We start from the raw sequence: 13,075 nt of genomic DNA, 5'->3' as shown, positions 1-13,075 counted from the left end.
TAAATGCGCCGGGCGTTTCCGATTCAGCAAAATTGAATCATTCCCGGTGCGTCAATACCTTGTCAATCATGCCATATTCCACAGCGGCATCTGCCGACATGAAATTGTCGCGATCGGTATCCTTGGAAATCTCTTCAATCGACTTCCCGGTACGTTCGGCAAGAATTTTATTCAGACGTTCACGCAGATAAAGAATCTCGCGCGCCTGAATTTCGATGTCCGAAGCCTGACCTTGCGCACCGCCCAAAGGCTGGTGAATCATGATGCGCGAGTTCGGCAACGAAAAACGTTTGCCCTTTTCGCCAGCTGCCAGCAGGAATGCCCCCATCGATGCCGCCAGACCGGTACACAAGGTCGAAACGTTCGGCTTGATGAACTGCATCGTGTCGTAAATCGCCATGCCGGCCGAAACCGAACCGCCTGGCGAATTGATGTACAGCGAAATATCCTTGTCCGGATTTTCGCTTTCCAGGAACAACAGCTGTGCAACGATCAGATTGGCCGACTGGTCATTGACCGGACCGACCAGAAAAATGATGCGTTCCTTCAGCAGGCGCGAATAAATATCGTACGCGCGCTCACCGCGGCCGCTCTGTTCGATCACCATCGGCACCATACCGAGCATGTCGGTATCAAGTGCGGAAGTACGGGTCATGCTTGTGGTCATCTGCTTTCCTTGACGAGAACACGCAAGACCATCAGCCTTGCGCGTTGTTACCCATTAATTCATCGAATGCGACCGGCTTGTCGGTCACTTTCGCTTTGCCCAGCACGTAGTTGACGACGTTTTCTTCCAATACAAGAGCCTCGACTTCGGCCAGACGGCTGCGATCGCTGAAATAATACTTCAGAACCTGCTGCGGGTCTTCGTAGCTCTGCGCAAATTCCTCGACTTGTGCCTTGACCTGTTCCGGTTTCGCTTGCAATTCGTTTGCCTTGACGACGTCAGCCAGAATCAGGCCGAGGCGAACACGACGTTCTGCCTGTTCGCTGAACAATTCACGCGGGAACGGCATGTCGCTGACTTTCATTCCGCGCTGTGCCATGTCCTGACGGGTCTGATCCATCAGACGATCGACTTCCTGATCGACCAGCGTTTTCGGCACGTCCAGTTCGCTGTTCTTGATCAGTGCATCCATCACGCTGTCCTTGGTGCGCGATTTGACGCGATTCAAAACTTCACGCTGCAGATTCGCCTTGATGTCTTCACGCATCTTGCCCAGATCGCCGTCAGGAATGCCGAGCGATTTCGCAAATTCGGCATCGACTTCCGGCATGTGCGCCCATTCGATCTGTTTCAGAGTGATCTTGAATTCGGCGGTTTTGCCAGCCACGTCAGCACCGTGATAGTCGGCCGGGAAAGATAACGGGAAGGTCTTGGTTTCACCGACTTTCAGACCGGTAGCGCCGGCTTCGAATTCAGCCAGCATGCGGCCTTCACCCAATACGAACGCGTAATCTTCAGCCTTGCCGCCCTGGAATTCAACGCCGTCGATGGTGCCGACGAAATCGATGGTCACACGATCGCCGCTCTTTGCAGTGAGGTCGGAGCCGCCGTCGCCATGTGCACTTTGTTCGCCCTTGACGTGATAGTGGACGCGTTGCTTGCGCAGGATTTCGATGGTTTTGTCGATTTCTGCTTCGCTGACATCTGCCGTGATTTTTTCGACTTCTGCCTTCGACAGATCGCCGATTTTTACTTCCGGATAGACTTCAAAGGTCGCGTTGAAAGCGATGGTGCCTTCTGCAGCGCTTTCGTCGGTCTTCGGTTCGATTTTCGGATAGCCGGCAACGCGCAGGTTGTTTTCGCTGGTGGCTTCGTTGAACGCACGACCGACCTTGTCGTTCAACACTTCGTTTTCGATCTGATAGCCGTATTGCTGCGCGACCATCTTCATCGGCACTTTGCCTTGACGGAAGCCAGGCGCCTTGGCGGTGCGTGCGCGAACTTTCAGGCGTTTTTCAACTTCTGCCTGTACGTCAGCCACCGGTACGGCGATCGTGATACGGCGTTCGAGTTTGTCCAGAGTTTCGACTGCAGTTGCCATGTGAATCGTCCAAAAAATTAAGAATACTGTGGTGCGAGGAGGGGGACTCGAACCCCCACACCATTGCTGGCGTCAGGACCTAAACCTGGTGCGTCTACCAATTTCGCCATCCTCGCGGGATAGGTGCGCCGACACAAAAGCAAAGGGCGACCACGAAGTGAATGCGTGTCGCCCTGCACTGCCTTACTGCCGGCTTTTCAACTTCAGCCCGAGATTTTACTGGATTTTGGAGTGGCTGCGCTGATTTTTGACAGTTTGTCCATTCCCTGACGGTATCGTCCGTCGTCTGAAAATACAGCATGCGCCCATTTGTTTCTTCGTGGAGAAGGAATCGAAGACGAAACCTCGGTCGCATATTCTGCGGATGATCACGCATTTTCATTTACCATGCGGGCTGGCAATCTTCTGCCGCCGAATCCATGCCTGTCGATCATTACGAAAACTTTCCCGTCGCATCCGTTCTGCTGCCGGCCCGCCTGCGTCCTGCCGTAGAAATCATCTATGCCTTTGCGCGTAGTGCCGACGATCTGGCAGACGAAGGCGATGCCGCACCGGAAGAACGGCTTGCAGCCCTTGCCGCGTACGAGGCGGAACTGGACAGGATCGCTTTATCGCTCGTACCGGACACCCCGTTGTTCCAGTCGCTGGCCGGAATCATCAAAACGTTCCGCTTACCGCTGCAACCGTTTCGCGATCTGCTGTCGGCATTCAAGCAGGATGTGATTATTACGCGTTATCCCGATTTTGAAATGCTCGCTGATTATTGCCATCGCTCCGCCAATCCGGTCGGCACGTTAATGCTGTATTTATACGAAGCTGCAACGCCTGACAATCTGCGCGATTCGGACGCCATCTGCTCGGCGCTGCAACTGATCAACTTCTGGCAGGACGTTGCCGTCGACTGGCAAAAAGCGCGCATCTATCTTCCACTCGACGACATGCGCCGCCATGGCATAACCGAGAACGACATTGCCCTCGGACACACAACTGATGCGCGGCGCGCATTGATGCAGTTTGAGATTGAACGGACACGCGCACTGATGCTATCCGGCGCACCGCTGGCGTTGCGTTTGCCTGGACGCATCGGCTGGGAATTGCGCATGGTGGTGCAAGGCGGATTACGTATCCTGGAGGCGATCGAAGCGGCAGATTACGATGTCTTCCGTCATCGCCCAAAACTGGGCAAGCGCGACTGGTTGAAAATTCTCTGGCGTGCCATCCGGATGTAACGTCATCTTCGCGTCACATTAATGAAGAACGTGCCTCGATGCTGCAAAAAACTGCCGGATTATCGCCGTATTATTTGTCGCGGCTGTCTGAGTCGGCTAGCATAGCGGCTTGATTTCGCGCAAGGCGCCCGACTCCCATGTCCCCCGACGAATACTGCCAGCAAAAAGCCGCTCAAAGCGGATCGAGTTTCTATTACAGCTTTCTGTTCCTTGCACCGGATCGTCGCCGTGCGATCACCGCTCTGTATGCGTTTTGCCGCGAAGTCGACGATACCGTCGATGAATGCACGGATGTCAGCATCGCGCGCATCAAGCTGGCGTGGTGGCGTAACGAGGTGTCGGCCATGGTGGCCGGCGGAGCGACGCATCCGGTGACACAGGCGCTGCAACCACATCTCGTTCCATTTTCACTCGATGCTCAACATCTGCTGGATATTATCGACGGCATGGAAATGGATCTGGATCAGACGCGTTACCTGGATTTTGCCGGCCTGCAAAAATACTGCTGGCATGTCGCCAGCGTGGTCGGCATCCTGTCTGCCAACATTTTCGGCGCGACAAATCCGCATACGAGGCAATACGCCGAAAAGCTCGGGCTCGCCTTCCAGCTGACAAACATCATTCGCGATGTCGGTGAAGACGCGCGCAAAGGCCGTATCTATCTTCCGGTCAACGAACTGCAACAGTTCAATGTCACTGCCGCCGACATTCTGAACGCGCGTCACACTGACAACTTCGTGAAACTGATGCAGTTCCAGGCAGCTCGCGCGCAAAACCTGTACGACGAGGCCTTTGCGCTGTTGCCGAAGGAAGACCGTCGTGCACAACGCCCCGGCCTGATCATGGCCGCAATCTATCGTGCACTGCTCAACGAAGTGGAGCGCGATGGCTTCCATGTATTGAACCAGCGCATTTCGCTGACGCCGATACGCAAGTTGTGGCTCGCATGGATTACCTATGTTCGCGGCTGACATCGCCGCACGCATTGTTCATCGCCCTCTCGCTGCATGATTAATGCTGCATCGATCGCCGTCATCGGCGCTGGTTGGGCAGGTTGCGCATCCGCAGTTGAGCTGGCCAATGCCGGGCATCGCGTCACCTTGTTCGATGCGGCACGTACTCTTGGCGGTCGCGCTCGCGCTGTCGAGGTTGACGGAAAACGTCTGGACAATGGCCAGCACATTCTGCTCGGCGCCTACAAGGAAACCTTACGCCTTCTCAAACAAACCGGTGTTGGGCCTGACGTTAGCCTGATGCGCCTACCGTTGCAAATGCGCTATCCCGCTGGCTGCGACGGCATGGATTTCGTCACACCGCGTCTGCCTGCACCGCTGCACTTGCTCGGCGCGCTGCTCCGCGCCAAAGGCCTGAGTCGTGACGACAAACTGGCGCTCGCACGTTTTTCAACAACGGCTCGATGGATGAACTGGCAACTGCATGAAGACTGCACTGTCAGTACGTTGCTGGAACGCTTCGACCAGACCGAACGGCTGATCAAACTGATGTGGCGACCGCTCTGCATTGCCGCATTGAATACGCCACCGGAACGTGCCTCGGCGCAAATTTTTCTCAACGTACTGCGAGACAGTCTGGGCGCGCGACGCGCCGCCTCCGACATGCTGATTCCGCGTGTCGATCTGAGTGCACTTTTTCCTTTGCAGGCTGCCGCATTCCTCCAGAAAAACGGTGGTACGGTGCAATCAGGCAGTACCGTACAACGTATTTGCAAAACGGAAAAAGGCTGGTCGCTGACTCTGGGTGGTGGACAAGAAGAACAGATGTTCGATGCCGTGGTCGTCGCCACGTCAGCCTTGCAGGCAGCATCACTATTGAACGAACTGACTGGTCGGCCGCTCATTCCGGAATTCGAATACGAACCGATCACGACCTGCTACCTGCAATATTCGCCTGGCACGCGACTGGAGCAGCCGCTCTTCGCGCTGAACGACGATGCGGAATCTGCATGCTGGGGACAATTTGTTTTCGACCGTGGCTGGCTTGATTCAAGGCAGGAAGGATTACTGGCGGTCGTCGTCAGCGCATCGACGCAGGCCATCGCGTCTGGGCAGGAAGCGCTGACGAAAGCCATCTCGTCCCAGCTTGCAGCAGCATTTCAGCAAGCACATCTTGCGCAGCCGCTCTGGAGTCGTGTCATTTCGGAAAAGCGCGCAACCTTTTCCTGTACACCGGCATTGCTGCGTCCTTCCGAGAAAACGGAATTTCCGCATCTGGTAGTCGCAGGCGATTATCTCGAGAGCGATTATCCCGCCACACTGGAATCGGCAACATGTAGCGGCGTGAAAGCAGCACGCCTGTTATGCGATCACTTCGCGAGCAAATAATCGTTACGCTGAACCGAACTACTCGTGTTCACGTACACGGTTCAATGCTTCGTCAATACGTTCGACACCAATGACCGTCAGGCCTTCAATTTTCTGCTTTGGCGCATTCGACTTCGGAATTAGCGCCAGAGAAAACCCCAGCTTGGCCGCTTCACGCAAACGTTCCTGTCCGCGTGGCGCTGGCCGGATTTCACCGGCCAATCCGACTTCGCCGAACACGACCAGTCCGCGCGGCAACGGTTTGCTCCGCATCGACGAATGGATCGCCAGCAGAACTGCAAGATCAGCTGCGGGCTCGGTAATTTTTACTCCGCCAACGGCGTTGATGAAGACGTCCTGATCGAACGCGGCGATTCCGGCATGCCGGTGCAACACGGCCAGCAGCATGGCCAGGCGATTCTGTTCCAGTCCGACCGACAGTCTTCGCGCATTCGGCAAATGAGAGGTATCGACGAGCGCCTGGATTTCTACCAGCAACGGGCGCGTACCTTCCTGCGTCACCATCACACATGCACCAGGCACGGGATTGTCGTGCTGTGACAGGAACAAGGCAGAAGGATTCGATACCCCCTTCAGCCCTTTTTCGGTCATCGCAAATACGCCCAGCTCGTTGACTGCGCCGAAGCGATTCTTGATGGCACGCACCAGACGGAAGCTCGAATGCGTATCGCCTTCAAAGTACAGAACGGTGTCGACGATATGCTCCAGCACGCGCGGGCCGGCCAACGACCCTTCTTTCGTCACATGACCGACCATGATGATGGTGATGCCGGTCTGCTTGGCGATGCGCGTCAGTTGTGCCGCGCATTCACGCACCTGCGCCACCGACCCCGGTGCAGAACTGAGTGCATCGGAATAAATCGTCTGAATCGAATCGATGACGGCCACTTCCGGCTTGTGCTCGGCCAGTGTGTTGAGAATTTTTTCGAGCTGGATTTCCGCCTGCAGTTTCAGTTCCTTGCCATCGACGGCAAGACGTCTGGCTCGCAAGGCAATCTGCGCGCCGGATTCCTCGCCACTGACATACAGAACTCTCTTTATCTTCGAAAGATTCGCCAATGCCTGCAGCAGCAACGTCGATTTGCCGATGCCAGGATCGCCGCCGATCAGCACGACACCGCCGGCAACCAATCCGCCGCCCAGCACACGATCGAACTCTTCTATCCCCGTGCCGAAACGCGGTACGTCAATTGCCTCGATATCGGCCAGGCTCAGAATCGGCGCCGTCTGCACCAAACCTTGATGTTGCGCAGAAAAACGATTTGTTCCGCCTTCGATGACGGTTTCGACCAGCGTATTCCATGCGCCGCAGGATCCGCACTGTCCGCCCCATTTGGAAGCGACGCCGCCGCATTCCGTGCATGTGTAATTCGTCTTGGCTTTGGCCATCTGCTGTTTCTGCCTTATTCGTTATCGCTCGATGAACAGTCTAATCGTCGCTTTCAATCACCCGTACACGCGGCATGATGGCGCACATCAGTTCGTAGCCGACCGTTCCTGCCGCAGTTGCTACCTCGTCGATCGGCAAGCCGTTGCCCCACAACGTCACCTTGCTTCCCACGTGCGCATCGGCGATCGGCGTCAGGTCGACCGTGATCATGTCCATCGATACGCGTCCGACGACACGCGTCCGGATGCCCTCCACCAGGATAGGCGTGCCATCCGGCGCATGGCGCGGATAGCCATCGGCATAACCGCAGGCAACGACACCGATCGTCATCGGACCATCTGCAATAAAACGACTGCCGTAACCAACCGCGTCGCCGGCAGCGATATGCTGAATGCCGATGATTTCGCTCATCAGCGTCATCGCCGGCAACAGGTCGAACGATGCAGCAGAGCGATCTGCCGGCGTCGCTCCGTACAGCATCACGCCCGGGCGTACCCAGTCCGCCGCATACTCCGGACGCATGAGTTCGGCCGCTGAATTGGACAGACAGCGTTCGCCCTCAAGCCCCCTCGTCGTTTCGTAAAATCGGCGCACCTGCTCGCTCGGCGGCATGCCGGGATTGTCGGCATCTTCCGCGTTGGCAAAATGCGTAATGAAAGATATATGACGTACCGCAGAAATCGCGCGCAAACGCTGCCATGCGGCGCGGTATTCGGCGGGTACGAATCCCAGCCGATTCATGCCGCTGTTCATCTTCAGATGCACATCAATCGGCATATCGACTTTCATGCACTCCAGCATGCGCAACTGCTCTTCCGAATGCACGACAGTGTCCAGACGATGTTCCACAATCGTCTGCAAGTCGGCCTCGTCGAAAAAGCCTTCGAGCAACACAATGCGCTTCTGCCAGCCGAGCTCACGCAACTCTGCCGCACTGTCCGGTTCGATCAAACCAAGTCCGTCCGCATCGGAGAAACCGCGGACGGCACGCGCAAGCCCATGGCCGTACGCATTTGCCTTGACGATTGCCAGGATTTTCGACTGCGGCGCGCATTTTCTAGCAACGGCGAGGTTGTGCCGGAGAGCGGCAATATCGATGGTGGCAACGAGCGGTCTGGACATACGCGGAAACGGGGTGACATTCATTCAATGAATCGGTCATTTTACCGGACAGAGCACACAAAAGCGTCGGGCGATTCATCAGGCGTTCCGTATTTTCATGGTATAAAGCAGGCCGGAGACACAGTCAAAAAAGAGTTGATGCGGATGAATCGCGGTTTTTACACCATCATGGCGGCGCAGTTTTTTTCTTCGCTTGCCGACAACGCCCTTCTCATTGCGGCAATTGCTCTATTAACAGCGATGCAGTCCCCCGACTGGATGACCCCGCTGCTGAAACTCTTCTTTGTTCTTTCCTACGTTCTTCTTGCCGCGTTTGTCGGCGCCTTCGCCGATTCACTTCCCAAAGGTCGTGTCATGTTTGTCACAAACATGATCAAGATCGTCGGCTGCGCCATGATGTTCTTTCATGTGCATCCATTGTTTGCATACGCGGTTGTCGGCTTTGGTGCGGCGGCCTACTCGCCAGCCAAGTACGGCATCCTGACTGAATTGCTGCCGGCCGAGAAGCTGGTTGCCGCCAACGGCTGGATCGAAGGCCTGACCGTCGCATCGATCATTCTGGGTACTGTACTGGGCGGTGCGCTGATCAACCCGCGTGTTTCCGCCGAACTGCTGTCGTTCGATTTTCCCATCCTCAATTTCGGTATCGACACGCCAGCCGAATCGGCGCTCTGCATCATTGCCGTCGCCTATCTGCTGGCCGCATTGTTCAATTTGCGGATTCCCGACACCGGCGCTCGTTACCCGCATCAGGAACGTAATCCAGTCAAGCTGATTGCAGACTTCGCCGGCTGCTTTACGACCTTGTGGAAAGATCGTCTCGGCCAGATTTCACTTGCGGTCACCACCTTGTTCTGGGGCGCCGGAGCAACGCTGCAATTCATCGTATTGAAATGGGCAGAAAAATCGCTGGGCATGCCACTCGACAAGGCAGCGATTCTGCAAGGCATCGTTGCCGTTGGCGTTGCGATCGGCGCCATGGCTGCTGCGCGTTACGTTCCGCTGAAAAAATCCCTGTCTGTCATGCCACTCGGCATCATCATGGGTATCGCCGTCATTGCCATGACCATGGTGGACTCGATATGGTTTGCCTATCCGTTGCTGGTTCTGGTCGGCGCGTTATCCGGCTATTTTGTGGTGCCGATGAATGCGCTGTTGCAGCATCGCGGCCACGTGCTGATGAGTGCCGGTCACTCGATCGCGGTGCAGAATTTCAATGAAAATTTGTCTGTCCTGACCATGTTGCTGCTCTATGCGCTGATGGTCAAACTCGATCTGGATGTCGACCTGGTCATCGTTCTCTTCGGCCTCTTCGTCTCCGGCACGATGTATCTGATCATGCGTCGGCATGCAGCCAATCAGCGCGAACACGATTCGCTGTCATTGATCGGCGAACCCAAGCACTGATTCGCGTCAATTTGCCGGATGTGCGAGTTTCACACGTTGCCCGGCTCGTGTCTGCCAGTCGTCGGGCACGATAAATCCCCTGCTCGTTTCCACCGCATGATCGCCATCGATTTTCATTAACGCAATCATCACCGGCATGGTGTCATCGACGAAATACTGTTCCAGATGACGATGTATCGAATTGCTCTCCATCGTTTGCGCCAACGGTAATTTTGCCGGTGCCAGCCATTCCAGACGAGGCAGGATTGCATATCGTTCCGCTCGCATGCCAACCACTTCATTCAGTGCGCACCAGAATCCGCGACAGTGCGATGGCCATGTTCCGAAGATTTGATCGGATTGCGCATTGTCATTTCCCAAGTTCTGGTAAAAGAGCCAGCCTTTTATCAGTGCCTGAGCCTTCATAACGGTCTCAGGCAGCAGCATTTGCGCGGCAGGATGTTCGGATAGTCGCAACTGGCGATCGAAGATCTTGTGCATCTTCGCACCCAGCGTATCGGCCAGATTGGGACCGACGAAATAATCGGCATCGTTTCCTGCGCCCGTCGATTCGAGCAGATAGAACTTCGTGGCAAATTCCCAATGCACCAGTTGCCTGTTCAATCGCAACAGGAAATCGAATTCACCTATGGTATTTTTTTCTGCACGCACCTGAACGCCATGAGCCACAAGGACTCCGCGATGCAGCAGATAGAAAGACATCAATTTTTCCGCATAACGCCCGAGACGCGCAAAAGGCTGTACGTCCAGATGATCATGCAAGGCCTGCGGCGCGCGATCGAGATCGCTCAGCCATTTATCCACGTTGTCATCGACGACATCATGCATGCTTGCCAGCCGTCCTCGCCAGCGGGCCGCCTGAGGATCAAGCAGATCGGGCGCATCGAGCAGCCACGCAAGACTCCTCACATGAACATCATTCAGATGTCCCCAACGCTGATGGAAATATGCCTGGAAAAGGCCGGTGGAATTAATTGCTGCTTTCATGTACCTGCATTGCCAGGCACAAGTCGGCCCATGCCTTGCTCTTGTCTTTCAAGCTGCGCAACAGATAAGCCGGATGATAGGTCACGATCAACGGGATTTCACCATGACGATGGACCTCGCCGCGCAGCTTGCTCACAGGTGTTGATGGATCCAGTTTCAGCAGGGACAACGCCGCGGTCTTGCCTAGGGCAATAATGACGGTCGGTTGAATCAACGCAATCTGACGCTGCAGGTACGGCATGCAGGCATTCGCCTCGTCTTCTTCCGGCGGCCGGTCTCGCTTGTTCACATCGGTCGGGCGGCATTTGACGATATTGGCGATGTACGTGTTTTCGCCACGTTTCAAGCCCATCGCGATCATCATGTTGTCGAGCAGTTTGCCGGCCGGGCCGACAAACGGCAAGCCTTGCTGATCCTCGTTTCGTCCCGGACCTTCGCCGATGAACAACCAGCGCGCCTTCTGATCACCGACACCGAATACCGTCTTCGTCCGTGTCCGACACAGATTGCAGCGTGTGCATGATGACACGGCCGTTTTGAGCTGATCCCAATCCATACGCGCAATGTCTGGCTCTCCAGCATTTGCCGTATCAAGGGAAATAGGTGTCGTTACGGACTGATGGTTTTCCGGTTCCGCCCATGCGGAAACCCGTCCATCTGCAGGTGCCACATCAGAAACTGCCAGTACGTTCGCCACCGGCGCCTCAATCTGCTCGCGCACGCGTGCAGGCTCACGCTGAAGCCAGACCGGCCCCAGTCCCATTTCATTCAGGAATGTCGTGCGGCGATGTTGATCGCTCATAGTTCCAGCTTCATGACAATGGCGTCTTCACGCTGATTATTAGGAGCCGGATAATAGCCTTTTCGCACACCGATGCGGGAAAATCCGTAACGCAGATAAATCTTTTCCGCCCGCGTATTCGATGGCCTGACCTCGAGCAGCATCGCATGCAACCTTCGGCTCTGTGTAATCGCCTTCGCCTTGTCGAGCAACAGCAATCCGATGCCCTGCCCCTGCAAATCCCTGTGCACGGTAATGTTCAACAGATGCGCATCGTCCACCGAAGGCATCAATAGAAAATAACCGTTCAGATTTCCCGACCCATCACGCAGCAGCCACGTTTCATAGCCGCTGGCAATCGAATCGAGAAAATTGCCACGCGTCCATGGAAACGGATAAAGATCATTTTCAATCGCCAGCACGTCGCTGATATCCGACGACTGCATGCGGTAGAAATAAAGTTTGCGTGCAGGTTCGGAATTGAAAGCAGGCGGCATCTTGAATACGGAACTCATGCCGTCTCCTTCAACGTCCCTGCTACTTTCGCCAGCCGTTCACTGGTCGTCAGGGCAACCTTGTTGCGCAGATAAAGCGGCTCTGCCGCAGCCGCTGTCACGCCAAGACCCTGCACAAACGCGTGTGCCCCAAGCGTTGCTACCTGTGCGGCATGCGGCACCAGGTGTGCCCATTGCATTGTGAAAAACGCTCGCGCCGAAAAATCGCTTTCATACGCTTTCAAGCCGTTGCCGCAAGCAAGCACGTCGCCGATTGGCGCAACTTCTGCAGCGACCGAAAGCGTCGGAGCGATGACGATCTGCCATTCACCGGCGAACCGGTACTGCGCCCAATACACTTCCCCCATGCGGGCATCGACGATCGCCAGAACATCATTTGCCCCGCTCTGTTCATGGCAGGATTGTGCCAATGCCTGCAAGGTCACAATCGGCAGCAAAGGCATATCCGCACCGAATGCCAGTCCCTGTGCAATGCCGCATGCGGTACGTACCCCGGTGAACGAACCCGGACCGGAACCAAATGCAAGGGCATCACAGGCGGATAACGCAATACCGGCATCATTCAGCAATGCCTGCACCATTGGCAGGATGGTTTGGGAATGATTGACGACACCAGCCGATTCCCTGACGGTGACTGCACCGTTGTGCAACAGCGCGGCAGAGGCAAGATCGGCAGAAGTTTCAATGGCAAGAATTGTGGACATGCGGTATTTTACCGCGCGCAGGTAGGGACGCTCATAGCGAAATGCACGCCTGATTATTCGTGCAGCAACATAAACCGGTAAAATACCGTCCATGCCAAGTACCGTATTAACCCAGGAAAACAGAGCGCAACTGGCTCAGCAAATGCAGGACGACGTGTGGGTTGTCGCCTGTCTGTGTGCGGCATGGTGTGACGTCTGCACCGCGTATCGTCCCGGTTTTGACGAACTGGCCGCTCAGCATCCAGACAAACTGTTTGTCTGGGTCGATATCGAAGACCGTGCCGATCTGGTTGGTGATTTCGATGTGGAGAATTTTCCGACGCTGCTGATACAGCGCGGCGATGACGTACTTTTCTACGGCACGACGTTACCCGATCAGCATGTTGCGCACCGACTGGTAACGGCTCATGCCGGCAAGAGTGACGTCGAGTTGAAGGCGGAAACGCAAAACAGCACCGAACATCGTCAATGGCAGGAAGAACGTAATTTGCGCCAGGCACTGCGAAGCTGATGAACCGACAAATCGACTGGCAATAAAAAACCCCGGTAT

The 13,075-nt window shown here is 55.5% G+C and carries 13 protein-coding genes and 1 tRNA gene; 5 read left to right on the top strand and 9 right to left on the bottom strand.

What is annotated here, in order from left to right; all coding sequences use genetic code 11:
- Positions 1 to 37: 37 nt before the first annotated feature.
- From clpP to VN114_RS12155, 3 genes are all read right to left on the bottom strand, one after another.
- Positions 38 to 667 (bottom strand): ATP-dependent Clp endopeptidase proteolytic subunit ClpP, encoded by a 630-nt coding sequence (gene clpP, locus VN114_RS12165; protein ID WP_325515218.1) that lies wholly within the window; start codon positions 665 to 667, stop codon positions 38 to 40.
- A 31-nt stretch (positions 668 to 698) separates the two neighbouring features.
- Positions 699 to 2,048, bottom strand: coding sequence for a trigger factor (gene tig, locus VN114_RS12160; protein WP_325515216.1), 1,350 nt, complete (start codon positions 2,046 to 2,048; stop codon positions 699 to 701).
- A 29-nt stretch (positions 2,049 to 2,077) separates the two neighbouring features.
- Positions 2,078 to 2,164: transfer RNA gene (locus VN114_RS12155), tRNA-Leu, on the bottom strand.
- Between the two features lie 303 nt (positions 2,165 to 2,467).
- Between VN114_RS12155 and hpnC the strand changes: the two genes are divergently transcribed.
- From hpnC to hpnE, 3 genes are all read left to right on the top strand, one after another.
- A complete protein-coding gene (gene hpnC / locus VN114_RS12150) occupies positions 2,468 to 3,277 on the top strand; it encodes a squalene synthase HpnC (RefSeq protein WP_325515214.1) in 810 nt (269 codons plus the stop codon).
- A 137-nt stretch (positions 3,278 to 3,414) separates the two neighbouring features.
- Positions 3,415 to 4,248, top strand: a complete 834-nt coding sequence (hpnD, locus tag VN114_RS12145) for a presqualene diphosphate synthase HpnD (RefSeq protein WP_325515212.1) — start codon at positions 3,415 to 3,417, stop codon at positions 4,246 to 4,248.
- Positions 4,249 to 4,284: 36 nt separating this feature from the next.
- Entirely contained in the window at positions 4,285 to 5,619 is a 1,335-nt protein-coding gene (hpnE, locus tag VN114_RS12140; protein ID WP_325515211.1) for a hydroxysqualene dehydroxylase HpnE, read from the top strand.
- Between the two features lie 18 nt (positions 5,620 to 5,637).
- Here the strand turns inward: hpnE and radA are convergent, their stop codons facing one another.
- Both radA and alr read right to left on the bottom strand, forming a co-directional pair.
- On the bottom strand, positions 5,638 to 7,008 hold the full coding sequence (gene radA, locus VN114_RS12135) for a DNA repair protein RadA (protein ID WP_325515209.1): 1,371 nt from the start codon (positions 7,006 to 7,008) through the stop codon (positions 5,638 to 5,640).
- A gap of 40 nt (positions 7,009 to 7,048) precedes the next feature.
- Positions 7,049 to 8,131, bottom strand: a complete 1,083-nt coding sequence (gene alr, locus VN114_RS12130; RefSeq protein ID WP_325515207.1) for an alanine racemase — start codon at positions 8,129 to 8,131, stop codon at positions 7,049 to 7,051.
- 144 nt (positions 8,132 to 8,275) lie between these two features.
- On the opposite strand from alr, the gene lplT reads away from it, so the two are divergent.
- The gene (lplT, locus tag VN114_RS12125; RefSeq protein WP_325515205.1) at positions 8,276 to 9,538 is read left to right on the top strand and encodes a lysophospholipid transporter LplT; all 1,263 of its coding nucleotides are present in this window, start codon (positions 8,276 to 8,278) and stop codon (positions 9,536 to 9,538) included.
- Positions 9,539 to 9,544: 6 nt separating this feature from the next.
- Here the strand turns inward: lplT and VN114_RS12120 are convergent, their stop codons facing one another.
- The 4 genes from VN114_RS12120 to tsaB are packed head-to-tail and all read right to left on the bottom strand — an operon-like array spanning position 9,545 to position 12,525.
- Positions 9,545 to 10,525, bottom strand: a complete 981-nt coding sequence (locus VN114_RS12120; RefSeq protein ID WP_325515203.1) for a DUF1853 family protein — start codon at positions 10,523 to 10,525, stop codon at positions 9,545 to 9,547.
- Positions 10,509 to 11,327, bottom strand: a complete 819-nt coding sequence (locus tag VN114_RS12115; protein ID WP_325515201.1) for a uracil-DNA glycosylase — start codon at positions 11,325 to 11,327, stop codon at positions 10,509 to 10,511. Before VN114_RS12115 ends, VN114_RS12120 begins: the two co-directional genes overlap by 17 nt.
- The gene (gene rimI, locus VN114_RS12110) at positions 11,324 to 11,821 is read right to left on the bottom strand and encodes a ribosomal protein S18-alanine N-acetyltransferase (protein ID WP_325515199.1); all 498 of its coding nucleotides are present in this window, start codon (positions 11,819 to 11,821) and stop codon (positions 11,324 to 11,326) included. Before rimI ends, VN114_RS12115 begins: the two co-directional genes overlap by 4 nt.
- Positions 11,818 to 12,525 (bottom strand): tRNA (adenosine(37)-N6)-threonylcarbamoyltransferase complex dimerization subunit type 1 TsaB, encoded by a 708-nt coding sequence (gene tsaB / locus VN114_RS12105; RefSeq protein WP_325515197.1) that lies wholly within the window; start codon positions 12,523 to 12,525, stop codon positions 11,818 to 11,820. Before tsaB ends, rimI begins: the two co-directional genes overlap by 4 nt.
- Before the next feature lie 91 nt (positions 12,526 to 12,616).
- On the opposite strand from tsaB, the gene VN114_RS12100 reads away from it, so the two are divergent.
- Complete coding sequence (locus VN114_RS12100; RefSeq protein WP_325515195.1) at positions 12,617 to 13,036, top strand: thioredoxin family protein; 420 nt, start codon at positions 12,617 to 12,619, stop codon at positions 13,034 to 13,036.
- The last annotated feature ends 39 nt before the right edge of the window (positions 13,037 to 13,075 follow it).

It is taken from the genome of Oxalicibacterium sp., from assembly GCF_035565035.1.
Taxonomy (GTDB): domain Bacteria; phylum Pseudomonadota; class Gammaproteobacteria; order Burkholderiales; family Burkholderiaceae_D; genus Oxalicibacterium.
The sequence above is the reverse complement of the archived record's forward strand: the minus strand, read 5'-3'. Positions and strand labels throughout refer to the sequence as shown.

Excerpts from the sequence above, each read along its gene's own strand:
- hpnC (WP_325515214.1), top strand. The coding sequence starts at position 2,468 with ATGCCTGTCGATCATTACGAAAACTTTCCCGTCGCATCCGTTCTGCTG.
- alr (WP_325515207.1), bottom strand. The coding sequence starts at position 8,131 with ATGTCCAGACCGCTCGTTGCCACCATCGATATTGCCGCTCTCCGGCAC.
- lplT (WP_325515205.1), top strand. The coding sequence starts at position 8,276 with ATGAATCGCGGTTTTTACACCATCATGGCGGCGCAGTTTTTTTCTTCG.
- tsaB (WP_325515197.1), bottom strand. The coding sequence starts at position 12,525 with ATGTCCACAATTCTTGCCATTGAAACTTCTGCCGATCTTGCCTCTGCC.
- rimI (WP_325515199.1), bottom strand. The coding sequence starts at position 11,821 with ATGAGTTCCGTATTCAAGATGCCGCCTGCTTTCAATTCCGAACCTGCA.
- VN114_RS12120 (WP_325515203.1), bottom strand. The coding sequence starts at position 10,525 with ATGAAAGCAGCAATTAATTCCACCGGCCTTTTCCAGGCATATTTCCAT.
- VN114_RS12115 (WP_325515201.1), bottom strand. The coding sequence starts at position 11,327 with ATGAGCGATCAACATCGCCGCACGACATTCCTGAATGAAATGGGACTG.
- hpnD (WP_325515212.1), top strand. The coding sequence starts at position 3,415 with ATGTCCCCCGACGAATACTGCCAGCAAAAAGCCGCTCAAAGCGGATCG.
- radA (WP_325515209.1), bottom strand. The coding sequence starts at position 7,008 with ATGGCCAAAGCCAAGACGAATTACACATGCACGGAATGCGGCGGCGTC.
- tig (WP_325515216.1), bottom strand. The coding sequence starts at position 2,048 with ATGGCAACTGCAGTCGAAACTCTGGACAAACTCGAACGCCGTATCACG.
- clpP (WP_325515218.1), bottom strand. The coding sequence starts at position 667 with ATGACCACAAGCATGACCCGTACTTCCGCACTTGATACCGACATGCTC.
- VN114_RS12100 (WP_325515195.1), top strand. The coding sequence starts at position 12,617 with ATGCCAAGTACCGTATTAACCCAGGAAAACAGAGCGCAACTGGCTCAG.
- hpnE (WP_325515211.1), top strand. The coding sequence starts at position 4,285 with ATGATTAATGCTGCATCGATCGCCGTCATCGGCGCTGGTTGGGCAGGT.